This window comes from Bacillus sp. ISL-77 (assembly GCF_018613105.1).
The window spans coordinates 1-22,399 of sequence record NZ_JAGGQY010000036.1; the positions used below are offsets into that span (position 1 = coordinate 1).

General features: G+C 37.2%; 23 protein-coding genes. 15 read left to right on the forward strand and 8 right to left on the reverse strand.

Annotated elements, in window-relative coordinates; translation table 11 throughout:
* Positions 1-320: 320 nt before the first annotated feature.
* Positions 321-926 (forward strand): exonuclease domain-containing protein, encoded by a 606-nt coding sequence (locus tag J7E77_RS13845; RefSeq protein WP_088085635.1) that lies wholly within the window; start codon positions 321-323, stop codon positions 924-926.
* Between the two features lie 82 nt (positions 927-1,008).
* Here J7E77_RS13845 and J7E77_RS13850 read toward each other — a convergent pair whose 3' ends face one another.
* Together J7E77_RS13850 and J7E77_RS13855 are read right to left on the reverse strand one after the other, a co-directional pair.
* Positions 1,009-1,434, reverse strand: a complete 426-nt coding sequence (locus J7E77_RS13850; RefSeq protein WP_214715093.1) for a VOC family protein — start codon at positions 1,432-1,434, stop codon at positions 1,009-1,011.
* A 234-nt stretch (positions 1,435-1,668) separates the two neighbouring features.
* Positions 1,669-2,193, reverse strand: coding sequence for a DinB family protein (locus J7E77_RS13855; protein ID WP_214715095.1), 525 nt, complete (start codon positions 2,191-2,193; stop codon positions 1,669-1,671).
* Between the two features lie 263 nt (positions 2,194-2,456).
* Here J7E77_RS13855 and J7E77_RS13860 point away from each other — a divergent pair, with 263 nt between their 5' ends.
* The 5 genes from J7E77_RS13860 (at position 2,457) to J7E77_RS13880 (ending at position 5,458) form a co-directional block, all read left to right on the forward strand.
* Positions 2,457-2,684 (forward strand): hypothetical protein, encoded by a 228-nt coding sequence (locus J7E77_RS13860; protein WP_088085639.1) that lies wholly within the window; start codon positions 2,457-2,459, stop codon positions 2,682-2,684.
* Between the two features lie 125 nt (positions 2,685-2,809).
* Positions 2,810-3,298: a hypothetical protein gene (locus J7E77_RS13865; RefSeq protein ID WP_214715096.1), complete on the forward strand. Its 489-nt coding sequence runs from the start codon at positions 2,810-2,812 to the stop codon at positions 3,296-3,298.
* Between the two features lie 439 nt (positions 3,299-3,737).
* A complete protein-coding gene (locus tag J7E77_RS13870) occupies positions 3,738-3,911 on the forward strand; it encodes a hypothetical protein (RefSeq protein WP_214715098.1) in 174 nt (57 codons plus the stop codon).
* A gap of 150 nt (positions 3,912-4,061) precedes the next feature.
* A complete protein-coding gene (locus J7E77_RS13875; RefSeq protein WP_214715100.1) occupies positions 4,062-5,051 on the forward strand; it encodes a hypothetical protein in 990 nt (329 codons plus the stop codon).
* A gap of 23 nt (positions 5,052-5,074) precedes the next feature.
* Positions 5,075-5,458 carry a VOC family protein gene (locus tag J7E77_RS13880; RefSeq protein ID WP_214715102.1) on the forward strand — a complete coding sequence of 128 codons (384 nt, stop codon included), beginning with the start codon at positions 5,075-5,077 and terminating at the stop codon, positions 5,456-5,458.
* A 63-nt stretch (positions 5,459-5,521) separates the two neighbouring features.
* On the opposite strand, the gene J7E77_RS13885 is transcribed toward J7E77_RS13880, so the two are convergent.
* A complete protein-coding gene (locus J7E77_RS13885) occupies positions 5,522-5,836 on the reverse strand; it encodes a DMT family transporter (protein ID WP_088085642.1) in 315 nt (104 codons plus the stop codon).
* A gap of 1 nt (position 5,837) precedes the next feature.
* Positions 5,838-6,185 carry a DMT family transporter gene (locus J7E77_RS13890; protein ID WP_214715105.1) on the reverse strand — a complete coding sequence of 116 codons (348 nt, stop codon included), beginning with the start codon at positions 6,183-6,185 and terminating at the stop codon, positions 5,838-5,840.
* A gap of 233 nt (positions 6,186-6,418) precedes the next feature.
* On the opposite strand from J7E77_RS13890, the gene J7E77_RS13895 reads away from it, so the two are divergent.
* Positions 6,419-6,823, forward strand: a complete 405-nt coding sequence (locus J7E77_RS13895) for a globin domain-containing protein (protein ID WP_214715107.1) — start codon at positions 6,419-6,421, stop codon at positions 6,821-6,823.
* 61 nt (positions 6,824-6,884) lie between these two features.
* Here the strand turns inward: J7E77_RS13895 and J7E77_RS13900 are convergent, their stop codons facing one another.
* The 3 genes from J7E77_RS13900 to J7E77_RS13910 all read right to left on the reverse strand — a co-directional run bounded on the left by J7E77_RS13900 (position 6,885) and on the right by J7E77_RS13910 (position 10,074).
* The gene (locus J7E77_RS13900) at positions 6,885-8,183 is read right to left on the reverse strand and encodes an ABC transporter substrate-binding protein (protein WP_214715109.1); all 1,299 of its coding nucleotides are present in this window, start codon (positions 8,181-8,183) and stop codon (positions 6,885-6,887) included.
* Positions 8,184-8,278: 95 nt separating this feature from the next.
* Positions 8,279-9,106 (reverse strand): carbohydrate ABC transporter permease, encoded by an 828-nt coding sequence (locus tag J7E77_RS13905; RefSeq protein WP_214715111.1) that lies wholly within the window; start codon positions 9,104-9,106, stop codon positions 8,279-8,281.
* Positions 9,106-10,074 (reverse strand): carbohydrate ABC transporter permease, encoded by a 969-nt coding sequence (locus J7E77_RS13910; protein WP_214715113.1) that lies wholly within the window; start codon positions 10,072-10,074, stop codon positions 9,106-9,108. The genes J7E77_RS13905 and J7E77_RS13910 overlap by 1 nt, the downstream gene beginning before the upstream one ends.
* A gap of 211 nt (positions 10,075-10,285) precedes the next feature.
* Between J7E77_RS13910 and J7E77_RS13915 the strand changes: the two genes are divergently transcribed.
* From J7E77_RS13915 to J7E77_RS13940, 6 genes are all read left to right on the forward strand, one after another.
* Positions 10,286-12,109 carry a sensor histidine kinase gene (locus J7E77_RS13915; protein ID WP_214715115.1) on the forward strand — a complete coding sequence of 608 codons (1,824 nt, stop codon included), beginning with the start codon at positions 10,286-10,288 and terminating at the stop codon, positions 12,107-12,109.
* Positions 12,106-13,695, forward strand: coding sequence for a response regulator transcription factor (locus J7E77_RS13920; RefSeq protein ID WP_214715117.1), 1,590 nt, complete (start codon positions 12,106-12,108; stop codon positions 13,693-13,695). Before J7E77_RS13915 ends, J7E77_RS13920 begins: the two co-directional genes overlap by 4 nt.
* Before the next feature lie 155 nt (positions 13,696-13,850).
* On the forward strand, positions 13,851-15,647 hold the full coding sequence (locus J7E77_RS13925; protein ID WP_214715119.1) for a sensor histidine kinase: 1,797 nt from the start codon (positions 13,851-13,853) through the stop codon (positions 15,645-15,647).
* Complete coding sequence (locus tag J7E77_RS13930) at positions 15,622-17,199, forward strand: response regulator transcription factor (RefSeq protein ID WP_251026623.1); 1,578 nt, start codon at positions 15,622-15,624, stop codon at positions 17,197-17,199. Before J7E77_RS13925 ends, J7E77_RS13930 begins: the two co-directional genes overlap by 26 nt.
* A 26-nt stretch (positions 17,200-17,225) precedes the next feature.
* Positions 17,226-18,551, forward strand: a complete 1,326-nt coding sequence (locus J7E77_RS13935) for an ABC transporter substrate-binding protein (protein WP_214715121.1) — start codon at positions 17,226-17,228, stop codon at positions 18,549-18,551.
* 18 nt (positions 18,552-18,569) lie between these two features.
* Entirely contained in the window at positions 18,570-18,956 is a 387-nt protein-coding gene (locus J7E77_RS13940; RefSeq protein ID WP_214715123.1) for a glyoxalase superfamily protein, read from the forward strand.
* A gap of 381 nt (positions 18,957-19,337) precedes the next feature.
* Here the strand turns inward: J7E77_RS13940 and J7E77_RS13945 are convergent, their stop codons facing one another.
* A complete protein-coding gene (locus J7E77_RS13945) occupies positions 19,338-20,243 on the reverse strand; it encodes a nuclease-related domain-containing protein (protein WP_214715125.1) in 906 nt (301 codons plus the stop codon).
* 268 nt (positions 20,244-20,511) lie between these two features.
* Between J7E77_RS13945 and J7E77_RS13950 the strand changes: the two genes are divergently transcribed.
* Together J7E77_RS13950 and J7E77_RS13955 are read left to right on the forward strand one after the other, a co-directional pair.
* Positions 20,512-21,447, forward strand: a complete 936-nt coding sequence (locus tag J7E77_RS13950; protein WP_246869768.1) for an ABC transporter permease — start codon at positions 20,512-20,514, stop codon at positions 21,445-21,447.
* Between the two features lie 18 nt (positions 21,448-21,465).
* On the forward strand, positions 21,466-22,347 hold the full coding sequence (locus J7E77_RS13955; protein WP_214715128.1) for a carbohydrate ABC transporter permease: 882 nt from the start codon (positions 21,466-21,468) through the stop codon (positions 22,345-22,347).
* Positions 22,348-22,399 lie beyond the last annotated feature (52 nt).

The window sequence follows — 22,399 nt, forward strand, 5'->3', positions numbered from 1 at the left end:
GAGAGGATCACAGTGCCCGAACTTATCGAAAAAAATCGGCCACGGTCACTCTGAGAGGACCACAGTGCCCGAACTCATCGAAAAGTATCGGCTACGGTCACTCTGGGAGGATCACAGTGCCCGAACTCATCGAAAAAAATCGGCCACGGTCACTCTGAGGGGATCACAGTGCCCGTACTCATCGAAAAATATCGGTCACGGTCACTCTCTAAGGTTCCTCTCCTGTAGAATTCACATGAAGGTACATTTTGGAGATAGAGTCCTATGGCAAGCTTTGGTATAATGGGATAAAGTTTAGTATTAAAGGGATGATCATTTAGATGAGGTCAGAAAAATTGGGTTTAGTATTAGATGTGGAGACAACCGGTTTAGGTCCTACCAAGGATGAAGTAATCGAGCTCGCATTAAAGTTATTTTCCTATCGAGCAGATACTGGCGAGGTTATCGATATTATCGATGAAGACTCCTTTTTGCGTGAGCCGCTTTCCCGCTCAGCAAGAAATAATTATGACACAGCCTATCGAGTTCACGGAATCCCTTACGAGTTAGTACAAGGGAAAAGCTTTTATGATGTAAAAATAAAAACCTATTTCCATCGTGCCGATTCGGTCTTCGCCCATAATGCTTCTTTTGACCGAAGCTTTCTTTATCACATGTATCCGGAAGTCAACGACCTGAAGTGGTATTGCACAATGAGAAACATCCCTTGGAAAAATTACGGCTTTCCAAATGGGAAACTATTAACCCTATTACAAGCGCATAACATCACAAATTACCAAACACATAGAGCTCTAGATGATATTACATACTTGTTAGAGTTGCTCAAGAAAACAAGTCCGAATGGAAACCTCTATCTGCAAGAAGTTCTAGAAAAAGCCCCGATGAGAAAATATCAGCCAGCCGTTTCGCGAACTAAAATGGGTTAAAAAACTAATCAAGGAAACTAATGTGGAAAAGCCCGGTCGCATATGGACCGGGCTTTTATGCATTTATTTCGTATGTAAATATCTATTGTCGACCCTCAGTGAAGATTTGAAAGTTCACACCGAACTTATCTGTTAGACTACCATAAGCTGGGCTGAAAAACGTCTCCTGAAGAGGCATATTCACTTGACCACCTTGCTGTAAGGCTTCGAAAAATTTATGCGCATGGTCTGCGTCGTTCGTTGAAATACAGATAGTCACTTGATTTCCGCTTTGATGTGGTTGCCCTGGGAACGTATCAGAAAACATTACTTCTGTTTCTCCCACTTTGATCGTCGCGTGACTTACACGATCTTTGGCTTCGGCAGGTAATGGAAATTCAGGGTTTTCTGGCATTTCACCGAAAGATTGAGAAAAGAGAACCTGTGCATCCAGAGCCTTTTCGTAAAATTGAATCGCTTCCTTCGCATTTCCATCCATCACTAAATAGGGAATCAAACGTAATGTCATAATAAATCTCTCCTCGGTTTAAAAGTATTTTTTTGCTATCCTCGATAGGAAATAAGCCAGTCAAACCCCTAAGAGATGCTCACTTCTTATTATTACCGATATTTTGATTATAAAACAAAGAACAAATGTTCGCAAGTGAATTTTTACCAAAATCAATAAAAACCCATGAGCTAAAACTAAACTCACGGGTTTTACTAGTGGTGCCTGATACCATTTTAAATTCGATAAAAGTGTTTATTTCAATAAAGTAAGGTATCTTTCACTGACGATTTTATAATGGTGGAGGGCGTGACCTGCTATGATGTAGCCGATGGCACGGGCAGTGACTTCAGTGTTATTGGCAAAGCCAATGTTTGCCCAAGCCTCTTCCGGCATGTTTTGAATTAAGGTAAGGCTAGCTTTTCTAATGGCAATAAAGTCCTCGAGAATATTTTTTATTGGTAAGTTATTAATTTGCGAACCTTGGACATAATCATTCTCGTTAAAACCTGCCAAAGCAGTCTGGTCTCCCCGTCCAACACGGAGAAGCCGGTAGCTCATAATTCTTTCCGTATCTGCCATATGGCCAAGTACTTCTTTGATGCTCCATTTATTTTCGGCATAGCGAAAGTGGCCATCTTCTTCCGAAAGCGACTCAAAAAGTTCAATCGTTTTGACCAAATTCTCTTTCAAAAGTGTTAATAGATTACCCTCAGGAACTAGATTCACATAAGGTTTATAGTATTCTGGATACTCACTTGCTAAAGGACGTTGCAGCATTTCATTTTCTCCCTTCTTATCTCATGACATCAGTCTCTCCTCATCCTAATGGTATGAGGGACAGCAAAGATATTATTCGTTTTTTATAAAGAAAACCCACAAGGTGGACTAGCATAGAATAATCCTATCATAATATTCATAACTACATTACCGGCATTTTAAGTAATAAGCCGAGTAAAGTACATTTCCTATAGTAAAAGGACCGTTTGGTGAATAAGACATATTATATATGGATAAAGAATATTTTTACAGGGGGAGATTTAATGGATTTTTTCTTGGTAGGAATCGTCTATTGGCTATTAATTGGAGCATCCGTGCTGCTCTTTGTTAGGGGTCTTTGGAAAAAATCATGGAAAGCCTTTTTGTGGAGTGGGATTGCCCTTGCGATACCAACCATCTCGCTCTATGTTGGCGGTGCGGAGGGATGGTTTAGATTCGCTGGTCTGCTGCCTCTGCTATTGTTTGGACTTGCTTATTATACAAAAAAATAGTCACTCATTTTTAATTATCCATTTTTCAAATCAAAATTAGGTGGAAAAAATACCTTTTTTTGTATAATAATAAATAAATTTTTCCAATTTGCGCATTCTAAAAAGAAAAAGGGAATGGCATATAGATGAGAAAGAATAAAATGATTTTGCTCTTAATGATGTTATTACCTTGGTTGACAGTGCCGTTCTTAGGGAAGCTAACCATTAAGCGCTTTTATCCAGGAGCCTTATTTATTGTTGTCTGGATAGCAGTTGAAAGTATTATCGCCAAAAGAAGAGTATGGTGGCGAATTTATGAAAAAATCATTCCTAACGCAATTGGCGAAATGCCATTCATGGTGGGTCCATTTTTTGTAGGATCCTTATGGATATTAAAATTCACTTTTGGTAATTTTATTCGTTACCTCTTTTTAAATTTATTTTTAGATACTCTTTTTGCCTATCCTGGGATGTTTATTTTAAAAAGATTGGGAATTGCCTCGTTTGTTAGATTAAGACCATTCCAAATGGTTATTTTATTTATGAGTAAATCCGTGATCATGTACGGGATTCAGAACTCAGTGGATAAGTTGAGGAAAAAACCTAAATCCCTTCTTCAAAAATTATTTTCGTAAATAGAGCCGCCACAAGTTAGCATCTAACTTGTGGTATTTTTATTATGAATTATTAAATCCCTTTAATAATTATAAGAGTTTCTGTTATAACTCAAGGAGAAGCTTAATAAAAATCATATTTTGTGTAATATTACACTACGATATTTGGACATTTATAATTTATTTAAATGCATTCCCCATCCATGGGCGAATTTTTGAGTTCTATGAGCGAATCTTTGGTTTCAATGAGCGAATATTGGTCTTCTATGGGCGTATTTAGTGTTTTTATGGGCGAATTTGTGCTTCCAATTTTCGGCTGCTCTTAATTTAAAATGATACAATTAATATATATAATCCACACGGGGTGAAAAGCATGAATCCATCTAATCCAAACAATACCTCACGATGAAGTGAAATCGATTTAAAAACTATCCTTACCAATCAAAATAAAGAAGAATTAATGAGGATTATTCTTGACCTGTCAGATGATTTCCCCGAAATTGAAAAACAACTTCTTTTTAAATACACTCCTCATAAAGACGAAATTTCATCAGCGAAAAAGCTTATTACTGAATCTATTAATCGTGCAAAAAGGAAAGGTTTCATCGATTGGCGTCACGTGGCCCCAGCATAAAAAGGTGCAGATCTGACTCTCCAAAAAGCACGAGAAAAAGTAGATAAAGGTGAATGGGAGAGTGCAATTTTACTATCACTAGTTGTATTGTCACCTGTTGTAAAAATGCTCAATTTTTCTGATGACTCAAATGGCTCAATCGGTGACGTTATGAATTGGGCGATAAGAACGATTGACGATGCAGTAATTGCCAGTCTGCCCAATTTTAATGAAAAAGAGAAGAAGGGGCTTTTTGACGCGATCGTGAAAGAAGCTTTAAAAGAACATTATAATGGCTGGAGTGATTGGCGCTATGCTCTTTTAAAAATTTGTACCTATTATTCTCCTATTAAAGATTTGAGAAAAAAGTTAGAAAAACAGCTAAAATCCCTCTTTGAGAAGACAGAATCATCTTGGAGTGAAAGATTTGAAAAAACACAAATAAAATTGCTACAGTTCGAAATCATTGAACGATGTGATGGTGTAGATGCAGCTGAGAAATTTATATATGAGAATATCAAACATACCGAGTTTCGTGAAAAGGCAATCGCTAATGAATTAGGAAAAGGCGACTATAAGAAAGTGATTCAACTATGTTTGGATGGAGAAAAAGCAGACGCTGAATATCGAGGCCTTGTCCATAAGTGGCGGGTATACCGATATCAAGCCAATGAATTACTTGGAGATATAGAACAACAAAAGCAATTAGCGAGGGAACTATTATTCAAAAATGAATTTACATATTATTTAAAACTACAAGAATTATATGCAGCAAATGAATGGGATGTTACTTTGAAAAAGCTTGTTGATGATTTTAAAAAGATGGAGTACCAGCCCTCTGTGTACCTCTCAATATTAAAAGAGGAAAATTTGTCTGATGAGCTTTTAAACTATTGTCAAAATCATATTTCATCTATAACGGACCTTTATCCATATGTAATTAAGGAATATTTAGAAGAAGTAAACAACCTTTTTATTAAGTATATTGAATACTCGGCGGAGGAGGCTACGGATCGAAAAAAATATCGTACGGTTTGTTCAATCATAAAAACCTACAAAAATGCTTGTGGAACGATTCATTCACATAAGCTGATCGGAGAATTAAGACAAAAGTACATGAGACGGCCTGCATTTTTAGAGGAATTGGGGAAAATCAGGTAAGCCATAAAGGAGATAGAAGCCCAATGTTGCACCATTTAGAAATCAATGTTTCCAACTTACATAGATCAATTAAATTTTGGGAGTGGTTTTTAACGGAGATAGGATATGAACCATACCAAAAATGGGATTCTGGTATCAGCTGGAAACATGGAGAAACCTATATCGTATTTGTACAAACTGATGAACGTTTTCTAGATGTTCCTTACCATCGCTCACGAGTCGGCCTGAACCATTTAGCTTTTCAGGCAGTATCAAGAGAGCAGGTTAATCAAATAACAACACAATTAAAGGAAAAAGGGGTAATCATTCTTTATCAGGATAAACATCCATTTGCCGGAGGAGATTCTCATTATGCTGTTTTTATCGAAGATCCTGATCGAATCAAAGTGGAATTAGTAGCACCGTAAAAGCAGTGGTCAGTCCCCGAAAAGTTACGCGTTAACTTACCTGAGAGCTGACCCTTTTAAGTATTATGATAGTGCCTTTAAGCCGACAACACCTATAATAATTAAAATGACGCTAATGATGCGCCCAAGGTTTTTTGATTCACCAAAAAGAAACATATTAATAAAAACAGCACCGGCTGTCCCAATTCCGACCCAAACGGCATAGGCAATGCTTAGTTGAAGAAACTGAAATGACACATATAAAAAAGCTAGTGATGCGCCGAACCCGCCAATATATAGAACACCATTTCGGAGCGTTTTTTGCTGGCTGTATAATTTGAGTCCAGCCGCACCGGCGACCTCACTTGCAGCTGCTAAAAAGACAAAAACCCAGCCCATATTAGGCAACTCCCTTTACGGCTGTTTTTTCATCTTCCTTGTCTGAGAGATTTAATCCGATCACGCCAATGACAATAGTCAAGATAAAAAAAGCCTTCCCAGGACTAAAGCTTTCCCCAAAAAGATATATATCCATTAACACCGTTCCAATTGTACCTATTCCGGCAAATATCGCATAAACAGTACCTGTGGGGAGAGTCTCGCATGCCATAGGTAGAATATGGTAGTCTAAAAAAATAACTCCAACGACGATTGCCCACTGCCACCAGGTTTGAGCCTCATTAAATCCGTATACCCAAATCAATTCAAACAAACAGGTTAAACCAACGTAAATCCAGGCCTTATTCATTCTTTACACCTCTTGAAAGACCGCTTGTACTATAAACCAAAATGGTCCGATTAATTACTAATATGAACCCAGCATATTATATTAGGATACCACAATTTTTTAGAAAGTTATTTTAAACACCTTTTCAACGCGTGGGAATTTATGTATTTTTTAATTTACTGTGATATCAATCACAAAAGTCTCTCCGCTTTAACTTTATAATAATCAAAAAATAGGGGAAAAAATAAAAGTGGATGGTGACGAAATTGGAATACAAACTTAAATCGCTTTATGAGGAAATAGGCGGGCAGGAAACAATTGATAAACTGGTCAATGCCTTTTATCCGCGAGTATATGCTGACCCTGAGTTAAGACCATTGTTTGAAGGGGACATGGAAGAAATTAAGCGCAAGCAGCGAATGTTTCTCCCGCAGTTTTTAGGAGGTCCGGCCCTTTATTCTCAGGAATTTGGTCCGCCAGCAATGAGAGGGCGGCATCTACCATTTGAAGTAACACCGAGAAGAGCTGCATGCTGGCTTCGCTGTATGAAGGAAGCATTTGAAGAAATTGGGCTTGATCAACAACCAGCAGGGCAGGCCTTTTATGATCGCTTAACGCAAGTGGCTGGAATTATGGTCAATAGCCCGGATCGTGAATAAGAACTAGTTAAATGTTAACAGGCTCTTCTCAGATTGAGAGGAGCCTGTTGATATACTCATACTATTTTTTTAGTTTAGCCCAAGTTGCATCTAAAGCTTTTTCTGTTTCTGCTTTAGATTTTTGGCCGCCAACATAGGCTTGAAGGGAAGCGCCAAATTCTTGTCCAGCACCATCAGGATATTTCATGAACTGCCAAGAGTAGGTTTTGCCTTCTTGAGAGTATTTCTGAAGTTCTGCACCTAGTGGTCCAATATCTTCTGCTTTTGCTTCAATTGTTTTAAAAGCAGGGATGTATTTGAATTCCTTAACTAATGCTGTTTTACCTTCTTCAGATGAAACCATCCAGTTTAAGAAATCTTTTGCCGCTTTTTTATCTGCTTCAGGAGCTTTGTTATGAACTACCCAGTTTGTTGGTACGTCAACCATTAATTTATCTGCTTGTGCTGCATCATCAGTCAGTGCCAATGGAATGAAACCAACTTCCATGCCAGGACTTAATTTATCTAGCATCGGCTGGATCCAGTTACCTTGCTGAATCATTGCTGTTTCGCCGTTGGCAAATTGTGTTACTTCTGTATTGTAGTCAGTTGTTAATGGATTTTTATTACCATATTTAATCGTTAGGTCTACAAGCTTAAAGTAGTCATTGAAGTATTTGTTGCCTTCAATTTTTGCTGTACCTTCGTTTAAGCCTTTAATGAAGTTTTCGTCATCCGCTTGTTGGTAAGCGAACGGAACGTTAAGACCATGGTTTGCTAAAACCCACCATTCAGCATAGCCAACAGAGAAAGGAGTAATCCCGGCAGCTTTCAGTTTTTTCGAAGCAGCTTCTAAATCCGTGAAGGTTTTTGGCAGTTCTGTAATACCAGCTTTTGCAAATAACTTTTTATTGTAGGCAAAACCATAGCCTTCCATATTAACAGGTTGACCATAAATTTTTCCATCGATTGTCATAGGAAGTAATGCGCTCTCATAGGCATCTTTTACCCAAGGCTGGTCGGATAAATCTTCAAATTTATCTTTCCATGTTTGAGCCTCTTGATAACCGCCATTACCAAAGATATCAGGAGCTTTGTTGGAAGCAAACTTTGCTTTTAAGGCTGCAGAACCATCTGCGCCACCGCCAACTGTTTCAATATTAAAGGTAACTTCTGGATGTTCTTTTGTATATTGGTCTGTTAATGCCTTTAATTGGTCAGCGATTTCAACTTTCCCATTAAAAAGATCAACAACTACTTTCCCGTCTTTGCTACCGCTGCTTTTTTTATCACTAGATGCACTGTCGCTAGAACAAGCTGTTGCTAATAGAAGTGAAGCGGATAGTACACCTGCAAGTAAAGAATACTTTTTGATCCCCATTAAAATTCCCTCCTGTTTGTAAAATCTATTTTTATATTAGTCTCTGCTATCTGTCAAACAGATAGCAGAGGTAGTTCCCCATAACTAAATTATTACTACTTAATTGATCCGCTGGTAATCCCTTTAATAATGTGTTTTTGCATCGCAAAGAAGAAGATTAACAACGGAATGATGCCCATAACCAATGCTGCAAGTGCTAAATCCCATTGCTTTGTATATTGTCCAAAGAAGGAGAACGTTGCTAATGGAATCGTTTTTAATTCCGGATCCTGAAGAACAAGTGATGGTAATAAGAAGTCATTCCAAATCCATAAGCTGTTTAAAATGACGATCGTAACCGTAATCGGTTTTAATAGTGGAAAAACGATTCTCCAAAATACGCCAAACCTTGAACAGCCATCGATAATTGCTGCCTCTTCAAGCTCGACGGGAATTCCTTTGATAAAACCGTGATACAAGAAAATAGTCATCCCTGATCCAAAGCCTAAGTACATAATGACAAGACCCCAGACGCTATTTAAAAGTCCAAAGGTACCTGCTGTTTTGATGAGCGGGATCATGATTGATTGAAACGGAATAATCATCGCTGCAACGAAAATCATGAAAATCACGTTACTGATCTTCTTTTTTGTTCGGACCAGCATGTACGCCGCCATTGAACAAAAGATAACAAGAACGATATTACTCACAACTGTAACGATTAAGGAGTTTGAAAATACCTTCAGATAGTTCAGTTTTTCGTAGGCGCTCACATAGTTCTCAAACTGCAGCACGGACGGCAGGGCCGAAGTGTTAGTTAAAATCTCAGCAAACGGTTTTAAGGAGTTTGCTATAACATAATAGAAAGGGACTAAAAAGGCTAGGCCAAGCAGGATGGCAAGGATTTCAACAATAAATGTTTTTCCTGTGTACCTGTTTCCCATTAGGACTCAACCTCCTTTTTCTTCGAATATGTCACTTGAATTACAGAAATAGCTGCGACAACAAGGAAGAAAATAAGTGCTTTTGCTTCACCAATTCCGTAACGGTTATTAACAAATGCTTCTGTGTAAATATTAAGCGCTAACATTTCCGTTGACTTAAATGGACCGCCATTCGTCAGGGAAAGGTTTGCATCAAAGACCTTAAAGGATGATGCCGTTGTTAAAAATAAACAAATGGTAACAGCTGGTGCGACGAGGGGCATGGTGATGTGACGAAGAATCTGCCACCTATTTGCACCGTCAATTTTCGCTGCTTCAATTAATTCTTGAGGAACGTTCTGTAATGCTGCAATATAGATAATCATAATGTAGCCTGCACCTTGCCATACACTGACAATCACAATTCCCCAGAAGGCGGTATTTTTATCGCCTAACCAAGCTAATTCAAAAAGAGGGATACCAGTAAGTGCGCCGATGGAGGCAAAGCCTTTGACAAAAATAAACTGCCAGATAAAGCCTAATAAAAGACCGCCAATCAAGTTAGGCATGAAGAACACTGTCCGTAAAATATTTCTCGTTTTCAACATTTGGGTGACAAGTAACGCTAACCCAAACCCAATTGCATTTGTTAAGATAATGGCAACGACTGTATATTTCGTTGTAAGTTTAAAGGAAGCTTGGAATTGCTTGTCCTCGGTGAAAATGTACTTGAAATTGTCCAAGCCCACCCATTTAACCGCTCCTGTGATTCCGTTCCAGTCTGTAAAGGCATAATAAATTCCTGTAAAGAAAGGAATCAGAACAATGAGCATAAAAGCTAATAAAACGGGTCCTACAAATAGAGCAAATAATCCTGCTTCTTTCAGTTTCTTATTTTTATTTAAGGAAACTGACTTCGATACTGCTGCGTTTTTTGGATTTACTAATACTGAGGATTCAACTTTTTCCACCTTACTTTGCATATTCATTACCTGCACCTCCATAATTTCATTTTAGAGAATAATAAAAATTATGAAACGGCTTACATTGACCAGTAGGGTGGAATATATTGAACAGTCATTACTATTGACAAGTCAATATATGCCATAGGAATGGATATAGATAGTTGTTACAATGGAGAAAATTCATTAATTGGAGGAAGGTTAGTTCTATTTTTTTCATATAACTAACCAAGATGATATGCAGTGGGGAATTCGTAAAAAGCTTATTATATTTTTAATACTAGTAACGGTTCTGCCTTTTGGAAGTTCGATCGCGATTACTTATTACCAAACAACACAGTCTCTTAATAATCGCTTTGTTTCAACCAATCATGACCTGATTGTCAAAGGTGAAGATGAACTAACTGTTTATTTGGAAGATGTGGCCCAGATGTCGTCCGTTCTTTACCGATATACACCATTTATGAATGTGATGAGGGATGGGCTATCACAGAATTTAAACACTAATCGGGAAGAAGTTCGACGAGCTCTTGCTTATTTATTTAATACACGGCCTGAGATTGAACAAATGCACATTTACATTGATAAAGGAAAGGATTCCTATACTAATTATCATTCTAGAATTAGCGGCAGAGCAAAGTATGAGAGTATCCTTTCGCATCCTTATTATGCACGATTAAATCGATATAAAAGCCTTTTTTCCGTTATTGAACCGCCCCATGAAATGTATAGTTATAACAATATATCAGTTATCCCAAACTCGGAAATGAAAAATGTCCTAAGCTTTCATAACATCCTTCGTGACGTACCGTCAGACAAGCTATTAGGCTTTTTGTCTATTGATATTAATCTTTCCAAAATAGGTGCGATTGCCGGCCGCTTATATACAAAGGACATGGAAGACTTGTACATTATGGATGAAAAAGGAGTTATTATATACTCCTCCAATGAATCAATGATCGGCAAGGAAAATAAAGAAAAGTGGTTTGGGAAAGTAAAAAAGGAGTCCGCCTCCAGTAAAAGTACGGAATGGAAGGATAAACACTTCTCGGGTGTGATTGTTCACGATAAGTTTTCCGCCCCCTACAAGAATTGGTATATTGTGAAACGAATTCCTTACAATGTACTCTATCAAGGTGCAAGAGAAACGGCCTTAATCAACATTTTGATTGGTATCGTGACGCTCGTTATTGTGTTAATTGCGACCATGTTTGTTTCATTTAAGATAACCGCACCGATCAAGGTATTAATTGATAACATGAAAAAAGTAGAAAAAGGTGAATTTGAGGCGGATTTTGATTCATTAGGAAACGATGAAATTGGGATGTTAGGAAGGCATTTCAAAGTAATGATTACCAAAATCAATGATTTAATTGAGCGAGAATATAAATTGGAGATAGAAAATAAAGAATCACAGCTGCGCGTATTGCGGTCACAAATTAACCCGCATTTTTTATATAACGCCCTTCAATCGATTGGTACCTTGGCGTTGAAATCGAAAGCCGTTCCTGTCTATTCCTTACTCACTTCATTATCGAAAATCATGAGATACAGTATGAATATGAAGGAGGACATTGTCCCTTTTATTTCAGAGCTGATGCATGTTAAATCCTATTTATTGTTACAAAAACAACGCTTTTACGAGCAGTTCGAATTTGAATTAAATGTCTCAAAAGAAGTACAAGAAATCATGATACCGAAAATGATTTTGCAGCCCATTGTGGAAAATTGTTTTAAGCATGGCTTTGATCAGCAGGTAGGAAAAGCATTTATTCAAATTGAGGCGAGTGTTCAGGATGACGCGTTGGTTTGCCTTACTGTAAAAGATAATGGAATAGGCGCAAATGAAGAACAGTTGAAAAGTATCAGGCAGGAATTATATCATGGTGTGTCAAAAGAAGAGAAGCATAGAGAAACGATTGGCTTAAAAAATATATATGACCGCTTACAGATTTATTACGCGAATCAAGCACACATGACTATTAACAGTAATGAAGAAAGTGGTTTTACGGTGACCGTTCAGTTTCCAAAGGTTATGCAAAAAGAGGTGGAGCATTCATGAGAGCATTAATCGTTGATGATGAAAAGCACGTTCGCGAAGGAATTAAGATCCTGGGTGATTGGGAACAAAACGGAATTGATGAAATTTATGAAGCCGGAAATGGAGAAGAAGCAATACAGTTAATTCAAAAGTATAAGCCAGAGATTATTTTTTCAGATATGAAAATGCCAAAAATGGATGGCGTCCTGCTTTTAGAATGGATTAAAGAAAATCAGCCAACCAGCAAAACTATTGTTGTGACAGGTTATGATGATTACCACTACATGCGCAAAGCCATTCATTTCGGAAGTTCAGACTATCTCCTAAAGCCGATTGATCCCGAAATCTTAAATCATACGTTGGAAACAGCTGTGGATGAATGGAAAAAGGAAGCTTTAGACAGGGAGAGAAAAGAAAGCAGCTCTCAATTAATCAATGAAATGAAGCCGGTTTATCGAGACCGCAAGCTTACCCAGCTAGTAAATAGCGATAACCTGAAGGGAGATTTGTTTAAGGATTTTGGAATCCATCCGTCTCACAATTATCAAGTAGCCCTTGTTCGGATTAATGGAAAGACAATTGAGGCATTTCAAGGAGATCGAGATTTAGCCTACTTTACGATTTTGAACGTCATTAACGAAATTATGATGGAAAATGAATGTGGAATTGGATTTCGTTACTTATCCAATAAAGGCGAAATTGTGATTATCTTTTGGAACAAGTTTGAGCAAATAGGGGAACTATTAAAACAAATCTTTAAGATGCTAAGAGGTACAATGACTATCTCTTGTCCGATTGTTTTAGGTAAACTGGTTAATGAGAATTCCAGCTTAATTGAGTCCTATCGTCATGCTAAGCAATTATTTTTTAATCGTAATATTTTGGAAGATAGAGAAACTCGCGTCCATGTGATAGAGGACCTTCCAAGTCATGGATTAAGGAACCTTATGGACTACTCTGCTAGCATAGAAATGGCTGTACAAGCTGGGGAGATTGGGGCCTTTGTTGAAGTAATCAACCAAATCGAGTCTGATTTTACAGAAAACCACTTTCTATCATTAAAACAGCTGTTCCATTTAGAAAATGAATATTTGGTGATCAGCAATAGATGGTTTAAGCATTATAATCTACCTGTTAAAGCAGCTGAAGACATCGAAAAACGAATTGATATATTTTTTGATGTAAACGGTCACTTTATGCTTGAAGAATACAAACAGAGAAAAAAACGAGAGATTGCTATCTTTTTGAAAAAAGTTAAGAAAGGAACCCTTCAGAAACATAGTAACATCATTTATGATATTGAAAAGTATTTGCAAGCGAACTTCGATCGGGATGTAAAACTGCAAGAGATCTCCGAGCATTTTTATATCAGTCGAGAATATATCTCGAGAAAATTCAAACAAGAATTTAACGTCAATATATCCGATTATATTGTGAAGTTTCGGATGAAGAAGGCCAAAACATTATTAAAAAACAGCCAGTTAAAAATTTATGAAATTGCTACTATGATAGGGTATCAAGACGACAAATATTTTCGCAAAGTATTTAAAAAGGTTGAGGGCATTACCCCGAATGAATATCGGGAAGCCTATATGAATCAGAAATGAGCAGAGCCGAAATCCGGTTTCTGCTTATTTTATGGATTTAAATATCCCGTGGTAAGTTGATAGGGGATATGTTAAATTGAATAGATAATAATAGTCAAAACTAATAGATTGAGCCATAGAATGTAAGGGTTTTCTTTTTTGTTTGGGGGGATACCATGTTTTTTTCCTTACGCAATCGCCTATTTATTATTTTTACTTGTTTGTTAACAATTCCATTAATCATTTTATCGATGATAATCCCAAGTTGGTTTACATCAATTATTGAAGATCAGACCCAGGAGTTAACAATAGAAGCAATGGATCAGTACTCGCTCTATATTGACTTGATTACAACGCAGGCGGAGGATTTAGGAAAACAGGTCCTAGTCAATCAAACGACTCAGCAGTGGTTAAAGTTAGAAAAAAAGGATGCAAATATTCCGAAAGAACAGAGCTTGTTACAGAAGAATCAACTGAAAATGATGCTATCATCAATGATGGTGAACAATTCAAATGGTATGTCTATCTCAGTCGTTCTGAATAATGGTGAGGGGGCATGGGGCAATACCCCCAACTTACACAACCTAGATTGGTTTAAAGACTTTACGATCAATGAACAACGATTTGTAAAATCACATATTGATCCATATATGCCAGCACAAGGAAATAGTAATAGTTATATTTTGCCCCTCGTTGATTTGAATACGGTTGTTTCATACGGATTTATAAAGGTTAATTTCCCTTCATCTTTGCTAGAAACAGCCTTACGAAAAATCACGATCGGAAAAAATGGACATGCTTATTTATTGGATCAGCAGGGAGCAAATGTATTAGAGGGGAAGATCGATACCCCAAAAAGGGTATTAAAAAATAGTTTAACTAAAATAAAGAATAATACCAAACAAAAAGGTTTATTAGAAACTGATTATCAGGGAGACAAATACTTTGTTTTTTTCCAAAAGTTAGCAGTTGGTGATTGGATTCTTGTTAGTGAAGTGACCAAGTCTGACTTATTCTCAAAAGTTAATATTCTACAGCGAAACTTACTTATTACTAGTGCGATTGTGTTTTTAATAACAATCTTTGCGTCGTTCATGCTCTCTTCCAATATCGTAAGCCCTTTAGGAAAACTAGCAAAAGCGATGAAATTTATCGAGCATGGGGATTTTTTAGGTGCAAAACGCTTTATGCCAACCATTAAATCGTCTAATGATGAAGTTGGTTATGTGATTAAAGTATTCGACCATACCGTCGATCAATTGAAGCATTTAATTGAAATAGAATATGAAGCCAACATCCGTCGAAAAGATGCGGAATACAAAGCCCTATTACTGCAAATCAATCCTCACTTTTTGAACAATACACTCGAAATCATCGGAGGATTAGCTGTTCAGGGGAAGAATAAAGAGGTGATGAATGTAAGTATCTACTTAGGCCGGATGATGAGGTATTCATTGAATACACAAAATGACGTCGTGAGATTAGGTGAAGAAATCAGCTATATTCGCAGCTACACCGACATTTTAAAGGTGAGATATGAGGATGCCCTCACGATTGATATTGTAGAGGATCCGGAGACAAGAAATCTCTCTATTATTAAATTCATCCTCCAACCGCTCGTAGAAAATGCCGTCAAATATAGTTTTATAGAAAAGATCACGGCTGAAATTTTTATTAAAACGAAAAAAGTGAATAATCAAATAATGATAGTTTTAGAAGATAAGGGGATTGGCATGTCTGAAGAAGTGATATCAGACTTAGTGAGTGAAGAAACAAAGAATGAAAGGATTAGTGTCCTAGCGAGCAAAGGAAACAGCATTGGTCTAAAGAATGTCCTTGGGCGATTAAAGCTTTACTACGGAGAACGCTTTTCCTATCAGATTGAATCTGAAAAGAATGTAGGCACGAGGATTACATTATGTATAAATTTTGATAGAGGTGATATACATGATGAAGGTCATAATCACGGATGATGAAATTCAAATTCGTAAAGGTTTACGAATGAAGGTGGATTGGGAAGAAGAAGGTTTTGAAATTGTTGGCGAAGCTTCTAATGGGAAAGATACACTTGAATTGCTTGGTTGCATGGATATTGATTTGGTCATAACAGATATGAGAATGCCCATTATGGATGGCATTGAATTCGCTAAACGTTGTCAGCAGGAATTTCCAAAAGTAAAAGTAATCGTATTATCGGGTTATTGCGATTTTGAATTGGTACGTGGTTCCATGAAGGAAGGGGTTAGAGACTATCTGTTAAAACCGGTAGCCCCGGATGAATTAGTAGAAGCATTACGAAAAATCCGTAAAGAAATAGAGGAAGAGAGACGAAAACAAGTGGAAACGGCCCAGATGCGTCATCTGGTTCACACCCAATTGCAAGAAGTGCAGGAACAATACTTGCTCTATTTAGTAAAAGAGGAATGGTTACAGCTTAAATTGGTCATTGAAAGACTGCGCCAGCTTCAGATCGAGGACCTTGTAAATGAGGACGCAGTTGTCCAATTTGTCACCGTGGAAATTAGAGAGAGTTATGGCAATCCCAATCGATTAAAGGAACTCTGGCTTCCTTTCCAAATGTTATGCAAGGAAATTTCAAAAGAGAATACAGGAACTTATTCGTTTTACGACCCAAGCTATTCAAATATGGTTCATTTTCTAATACGAATAGATATAAATAGTCCTTCTAATTTGGTTGAAAGGGTACAACAGAATGTGAAAAGGTTGTTGAGTTTAGAAACGGTGATTGGAATCGGAAATGTTGTCAAGGGTCTAGCTAGCTTTAAGACAGGTTATATTTCCAGTTTGCTTGCTTGGAGTCAAAGTCAACTTGGCTCGCAATCACAGGTGATTGATGCCGCGATAACGAAAGAAGAAGAATTTGAGTTTTCACCTGATTTTGAAAGAAAGTTAACAAATACGATTGAAAATGTTCATTTCGAGGCGTTTAAGGAAAATATTCAACTATTATTACAAGGGAATGGATCGATTTTGTCCTTTTCATTTGCTGCCAATCGAGTGTTATTTTTGTTAGGGTCACTGGCAAAAAAATATGATATTGAAACTAAAGATATTCAAAAAACGATTTGGAATTGCCAACAAAGTATATGGGAACTTAATTCGCAAAGTAAAGTGCTTGAAAACCTCCTTCAATTAGCCCAGCTAATTATTGAAAAGGTACGTATGGCGCGGTTTTCGAACGGGAAATTAATCGTTGATAGTGTTCGGCATTATCTAGATCAGCATTATGCTAGTGAAATTTCACTTACCTTATTATCGGAGCTCTTTCATATCAATAGTGCTCATTTATCGGAAACATTTAAAAATTATGTCGGGCAGAATTTTAGTGATTATCTGGTGAATTTACGAATGGACAAAGCCCTGGAGTTTTTAAGAGATAAGCAACTAAAAATCATTGATGTAGCAAACTTAGTTGGCTTTTCTAACTCCGGATATTTCAGTACTGTTTTTAAAAAACACTTTGGAAAAACCCCTGTTGAATTCCGTAATGCCTTAGATGTTTAAGTTTTCAAGAAAGAAAGGGAATGTAGATGAAAAAATGGTTCACTATTTTTGCAATTATACTTTTGGGTATTTTAGTGTATGCGTTGTCCTTTTTTGATACATTCTCTGGTAGCAGCCAAAAAGAGAGAGCGGAAAAACCAAAGGGTTCCGAACGAACTGAGTTGACGTTTTGGCGAAATAGTGGAAATACGGGTGAAAATAAAGCATTTGAAGAATTAGTTTCTGCTTTTGAAAAAGCAAACCCCAATATCTCGGTGAATATGAAGTCGATTCCATATAGTGATTATGAAATAAGACTGCGAACAGAACTTGCAGCAGGGAACCCTCCGGATATTTTGACGATAGATAGTCCAACGCTGGCTTTATATGCAAATACCGGATCGTTATTATCAATCGACCCATTTATGCGAAAAGAGGGGGAGATTGATGATATCCCTGCCTCTACCTTGCGAGGATTAAGTTATAAGGGTCAAATTTACCTTGCACCGATTGTGGAGTCTAGTATTGCTTTATTTTACAATAAACATTTATTTAAAGAGGCAGGCGTCCCTTTTCCGTCTGAAGATCCTAATAAACCATTAACATGGGATAAAGTGTTAGAGATTGCTAAAAAAGTTAATAATCCTGCTAAATATGTGATCGGTATTGACCCGGCTCAGAGTTTTAATGATGGAGAGTCCCCCGCTTATTTTAAAACACCGCTCCTTTGGCAGTTTGGTGCTAATATTTTAAGCCCCGATGGAACTACGGCAAGTGGGTATTTAGATTCAAAAGAGTCATTGGAGGCCCTACAATTTTATCAAGATTTGTATCATAAATATGGAGTTGCTTCGCTAGAAATACCTGGTGGTGCATTTGAAGAAGGAAAGCTGGCGATGACTGTGCTTGGTTCTTGGACACTTGCAGATTTGGAAAAAAATCACCCTGAATTCAAGCTGGGAGAAGATTTTGGAATAACGCCACTGCCAAAGGATAAATGTCAGTTTGTTCCAAATGGAGGATGGGCGCTCGGAATCACCTCTAAATCAAAACACCCGCAGGAAGCATGGAAGTTTATTAAATATGTGACAAGTTATGAAGGAATGAAAAAGTATGTAACTATAACAGGTGATATTCCTGCGAGATTCTCTGTAGCAAAAGCTTTTCCGGAGCTAAATGAGTATCCTAAAAACATATTTTTACAGCAAACTCAAAAATTTTCAAAGAACCGCCCTGTTACTCCTGCTTACCCCGTTGTCAGTGAAGCAATCAGAACATTGTTTGAGGATGTTGGAATCGGCAGGAAAGATGTTAAGACTTCGGCGAGGGAAGCTGTAGAAAAAATCAATATAGGTCTAAAAGAAATTCAATAAAATGGGGGCAGGGATTAAATGAATAAACCTGAAATAACCATGAAAAGTCTCACACCAATCCTTCGTATATTTGATGAGTCTAAAGCCAAAGAGTTTTACTTGAGTTTTCTGGGATTTGTGCTGGATTGGGAGCATCGATTTGAGGAAAATATGCCGTTGTATATGCAAATATCCTATAAAAATTGTATCATTCATCTTTCTGAGCATCATGGTGATTGCTGTCCAGGTGCAGCGGTGAGGATTGAAGTGGGGAACATCGAGTCATTTCATTCACAGCTTCTTTCAAAGGATTATAAGTACGCCCGTCCTGGCATCGAAGAAACTCCATGGAAAACCAAAGAACTATGCATTCATGACCCGTTTGGCAACAGAATAAAATTCTTTGAGAGCATCTCCTCTAGTTAAGGAACTATGGGAGTTTTTTTGTCTGAAAAACCTCCCAATGGTCCGGGCTGTTTATGATCAAGGTTCCGAAGGACAAAACTCCACAAGGGAACAGGAAAAATGTCTATCGTAAAGGTTCCGAAGGACAAAACTCCACAAGGGAATAGGAAAAATGTCTATCGTAAGGGTTCCGAAGGACAAAACTCCACAAGGAATAGGAAAAATGTCTATCGTAAGGGTTCCGAAGGACAAAACTCCACAAGGAAACAGGGAAAATGTCTATCGTAAGGGCTCTGAAGGACAAAACTCCACAAGGAATAGGAAAAATGTCTATCGTAAGGGCTCTGAAGGACAAAACTCCACAAGGAATAGGAAAAATGTCTATTATAGAGATTCTAAAGATCACTCATAAAAAGTCCAGTTACGAACACCTACTCTTTTAAAGTTTCTCTCTAGAATCCTGCTTATTCTTTTCTTAGATTCAACCACCACACACCATTCGTGAACAAGATTGGTGGTTATCTTTCGATCCGGAAATAGGAGCTTGATTTCATCCACCATGCGCAAAACAGCAGATTCAACTACCTCTTCGCACCCACAATCACCACACACTATTTTCTTTCCTTGGATAAACATCGATAACGAACTGCATACTTTACAAGTTACCCCTTTTTTCAACTGACTATACTTAAAAGTGGGTACCTGGGAATATTGCGATTCCGTCTGATGCAACGAAACTAGTTTTTCAGCAATCTTTTTATGCTGGGTTGTTAGTTTTGACGGTTGCGCATTTAAATTTTCCATAAGTGCGTCTAGCTGCGTTGGATAAATTATGGGTTCGTTTACGGGGGCTTGATATAAAGTAAACCGTGGGTTTATAAAAACAACATATCCCTCAATTGGTAAATTATATCCGTGTTTTTGGAGTAATTGGCGAAGCAAAGATTTGCTGCGTCTCAACTGATCCAGTGGATTCTTAATTTCCTTTTCAGCCAGCGTTTCGAACCGGACGTTTCGAAAACAATAATCGCCTTCATAATTTTTTACTTCAAAAAAGCTAATTTTCTTTTGAAAAATGATAGTGGTATCAAGTTGGAAGGTTGTGTTGTTAACGTTTAACAGCAAATCATTTAAAATATAACACTCACTCTTAACCTTTTCTGTTAATAAATCAAACTGAACTTCACCCTCAAAGCCTTTTTCTTGGTACAAATAGTACTTTTTCTCGTCAACGGTTTGATCCATTCTCTTGTTTAAAATCCTTAGAATAATTAATTTACCTGGGACAGTTCGTGCTTTAAAAGGCATCTCCCACTTCCTCTCATATGTTTTAACAATCCACCTTAATCATAAATAAAAAAACAAAAGAAATGCGTGAATACTTTGTTAATTTTCCTAAAAGTAAATGGAACCGTTTCCAACTGCCGAAAATTTTAAACGTCCATTTCCGAAGATATTAAACTCTCTCCTTTTCCAAATTTGCTAAAGTTAAAACCAGATAAAGAAAAAAGCTATTAGATAGGAGGTTAAGAGCTTGCAAGAGTTAGTAAATGTTCAAAAAGAACCAGTTGTACAGATCCAAGCGGAAAAGAAAGCAGCTTCGAAACTGACAGGCAAATTGGAATATATCAAGAAAAACTATCATCTTTATTTGCTTATCGCTCCAGCTGTTATTCTAACAATCATTTTTAAATATATTCCGATGTATGGAGCCATTATTGCCTTTAAAGATTTTAGTACGATCAAAGGGATTTTAGGAAGTGATTGGGTCGGATTTGATAATTTCACCAAATTCTTATCTTCACCTAACTTTACTGACATTTTTATGAATACGCTTAAACTCAGTTTTTTTGGCTTAATCGTTGGGTTCCCTGTCCCTATTATCCTTTCATTGATGCTTAATCAACTACGAAGGGCGGCCATTAAAAAAAATATTCAACTCGTGCTCTATGCACCAAATTTTATTTCTGTGGTTGTAATTGTTGGTATGGTGTTTATTTTCTTATCACCAACAGGCCCTATCAATCAACTGGTTAGCTTCATAACTGGAAAGCCGCTTATGTTCATGTCAAATCCAGATTATTTCCGATCAATCTATATTATCTCTGGTATTTGGCAGGCGGCAGGCTGGTCATCGATTATCTACGTGGCGGCTTTATCGAATGTTGACCCTGAATTACACAATGCAGCAACGATTGATGGAGCAAATATTCTTCAAAGAATGATTCACATCGATTTACCGACATTGAAACCATTAATGGCAGTAACATTTATTCTGGCTGCTGGAGGGATTATGTCGATTGGATTTGAAAAAGCATATTTAATGCAAACCGCAATGAATTTGCCTTCTTCCGAAATTCTGCCAACTTATGTGTATAAAGTAGGTTTGCAGTCCGGCGACTATGCTTATTCAACAGCTGTTGGCCTGTTTAATTCAGTCATTAACGTAATCTTGTTAATCGTAGTTAATAAAATCGTTAAGAAGTTAAACGAAGGTGAAGGTTTATATTAACGAGAAAGGAGTCTTGATATGAATATAAAGCACACCCGCATAGACCGAATCATATTAGGCTTTAATAATATCTTTCTATGCTTAGCCGTATTAATCGTGTTAGTTCCCTTGGTATATGTCGTTCTTGCGTCATTCATGGATCCAACGGTGTTATTAAATAAAGGGATTTCGTTCAATTTTTCAGATTGGAGCTTTAAAGGATATCAGTTGATTTTATCCAATGATGCGATGGTCCATGGCTTTATCAATTCTATTCTTTATTCAGTAGGATTTGCCGTTATAACCGTTGTGGTTTGTATTTTTGCTGCCTATCCATTATCGGTAAATGGCTTTGTCGGGAAAAATTTCTTTATGACACTATTTATTATCACCATCTTCTTTGGCGGTGGACTTATCCCAACCTACCTGGTTGTAAAAGACCTTGGAATGTTAAACACCCCATGGGCGATTTTACTACCGGGCGCCGTGAATGTTTGGAATATTATCCTTGCAAGGACTTATTTTAAAAGTATTCCTTATGAATTACATGAAGCAGCAAAGGTGGATGGAGCATCCGATCTATTAATCTTCTTTAAAATTGTTTTGCCGCTATCTAAACCTATCATCTTTGTTTTAGCGATGTATGCGTTTGTTGGTCAATGGAACTCTTATTTTGACGCGATGATTTATCTCGAGGATCCGAAATTGCACCCATTACAATTAGTTTTGAGGTCAATATTGATTCAAAATCAAACTGGACCAGGAATGATTAGTGATCAGCAGGCTATGGCTGAACTTAAAAAGCTTTCAGAAATGATCAAATACTCATCGATTGTTATTTCTAGTCTGCCGCTTATTATCATGTATCCATTCTTCCAAAAGTACTTTGAAAAAGGTGTCATGGTGGGTTCATTGAAATAATGAGCCAATTTAATAGATTTTATTGTAAATGCTTACACACAATATTTAGGAG

Excerpts from the sequence above, each read along its gene's own strand:
- J7E77_RS13920 (WP_214715117.1), top strand. The coding sequence starts at position 12,106 with ATGAGAGCATTAATCGTTGATGATGAAAAGCACGTTCGCGAAGGAATT.
- J7E77_RS13885 (WP_088085642.1), bottom strand. The coding sequence starts at position 5,836 with ATGGGCTGGGTTTTTGTCTTTTTAGCAGCTGCAAGTGAGGTCGCCGGT.
- J7E77_RS13910 (WP_214715113.1), bottom strand. The coding sequence starts at position 10,074 with ATGAATATGCAAAGTAAGGTGGAAAAAGTTGAATCCTCAGTATTAGTA.
- J7E77_RS13945 (WP_214715125.1), bottom strand. The coding sequence starts at position 20,243 with ATGCCTTTTAAAGCACGAACTGTCCCAGGTAAATTAATTATTCTAAGG.
- J7E77_RS13875 (WP_214715100.1), top strand. The coding sequence starts at position 4,062 with ATGAATTGGGCGATAAGAACGATTGACGATGCAGTAATTGCCAGTCTG.
- J7E77_RS13900 (WP_214715109.1), bottom strand. The coding sequence starts at position 8,183 with ATGGGGATCAAAAAGTATTCTTTACTTGCAGGTGTACTATCCGCTTCA.
- J7E77_RS13880 (WP_214715102.1), top strand. The coding sequence starts at position 5,075 with ATGTTGCACCATTTAGAAATCAATGTTTCCAACTTACATAGATCAATT.
- J7E77_RS13925 (WP_214715119.1), top strand. The coding sequence starts at position 13,851 with ATGTTTTTTTCCTTACGCAATCGCCTATTTATTATTTTTACTTGTTTG.
- J7E77_RS13940 (WP_214715123.1), top strand. The coding sequence starts at position 18,570 with ATGAATAAACCTGAAATAACCATGAAAAGTCTCACACCAATCCTTCGT.
- J7E77_RS13845 (WP_088085635.1), top strand. The coding sequence starts at position 321 with ATGAGGTCAGAAAAATTGGGTTTAGTATTAGATGTGGAGACAACCGGT.
- J7E77_RS13905 (WP_214715111.1), bottom strand. The coding sequence starts at position 9,106 with ATGGGAAACAGGTACACAGGAAAAACATTTATTGTTGAAATCCTTGCC.
- J7E77_RS13850 (WP_214715093.1), bottom strand. The coding sequence starts at position 1,434 with ATGACATTACGTTTGATTCCCTATTTAGTGATGGATGGAAATGCGAAG.
- J7E77_RS13855 (WP_214715095.1), bottom strand. The coding sequence starts at position 2,193 with ATGCTGCAACGTCCTTTAGCAAGTGAGTATCCAGAATACTATAAACCT.
- J7E77_RS13935 (WP_214715121.1), top strand. The coding sequence starts at position 17,226 with ATGAAAAAATGGTTCACTATTTTTGCAATTATACTTTTGGGTATTTTA.
- J7E77_RS13915 (WP_214715115.1), top strand. The coding sequence starts at position 10,286 with ATGCAGTGGGGAATTCGTAAAAAGCTTATTATATTTTTAATACTAGTA.
- J7E77_RS13930 (WP_251026623.1), top strand. The coding sequence starts at position 15,622 with ATGATGAAGGTCATAATCACGGATGATGAAATTCAAATTCGTAAAGGT.
- J7E77_RS13860 (WP_088085639.1), top strand. The coding sequence starts at position 2,457 with ATGGATTTTTTCTTGGTAGGAATCGTCTATTGGCTATTAATTGGAGCA.
- J7E77_RS13955 (WP_214715128.1), top strand. The coding sequence starts at position 21,466 with ATGAATATAAAGCACACCCGCATAGACCGAATCATATTAGGCTTTAAT.
- J7E77_RS13865 (WP_214715096.1), top strand. The coding sequence starts at position 2,810 with ATGAGAAAGAATAAAATGATTTTGCTCTTAATGATGTTATTACCTTGG.
- J7E77_RS13890 (WP_214715105.1), bottom strand. The coding sequence starts at position 6,185 with ATGAATAAGGCCTGGATTTACGTTGGTTTAACCTGTTTGTTTGAATTG.
- J7E77_RS13870 (WP_214715098.1), top strand. The coding sequence starts at position 3,738 with ATGAGGATTATTCTTGACCTGTCAGATGATTTCCCCGAAATTGAAAAA.
- J7E77_RS13895 (WP_214715107.1), top strand. The coding sequence starts at position 6,419 with ATGGTGACGAAATTGGAATACAAACTTAAATCGCTTTATGAGGAAATA.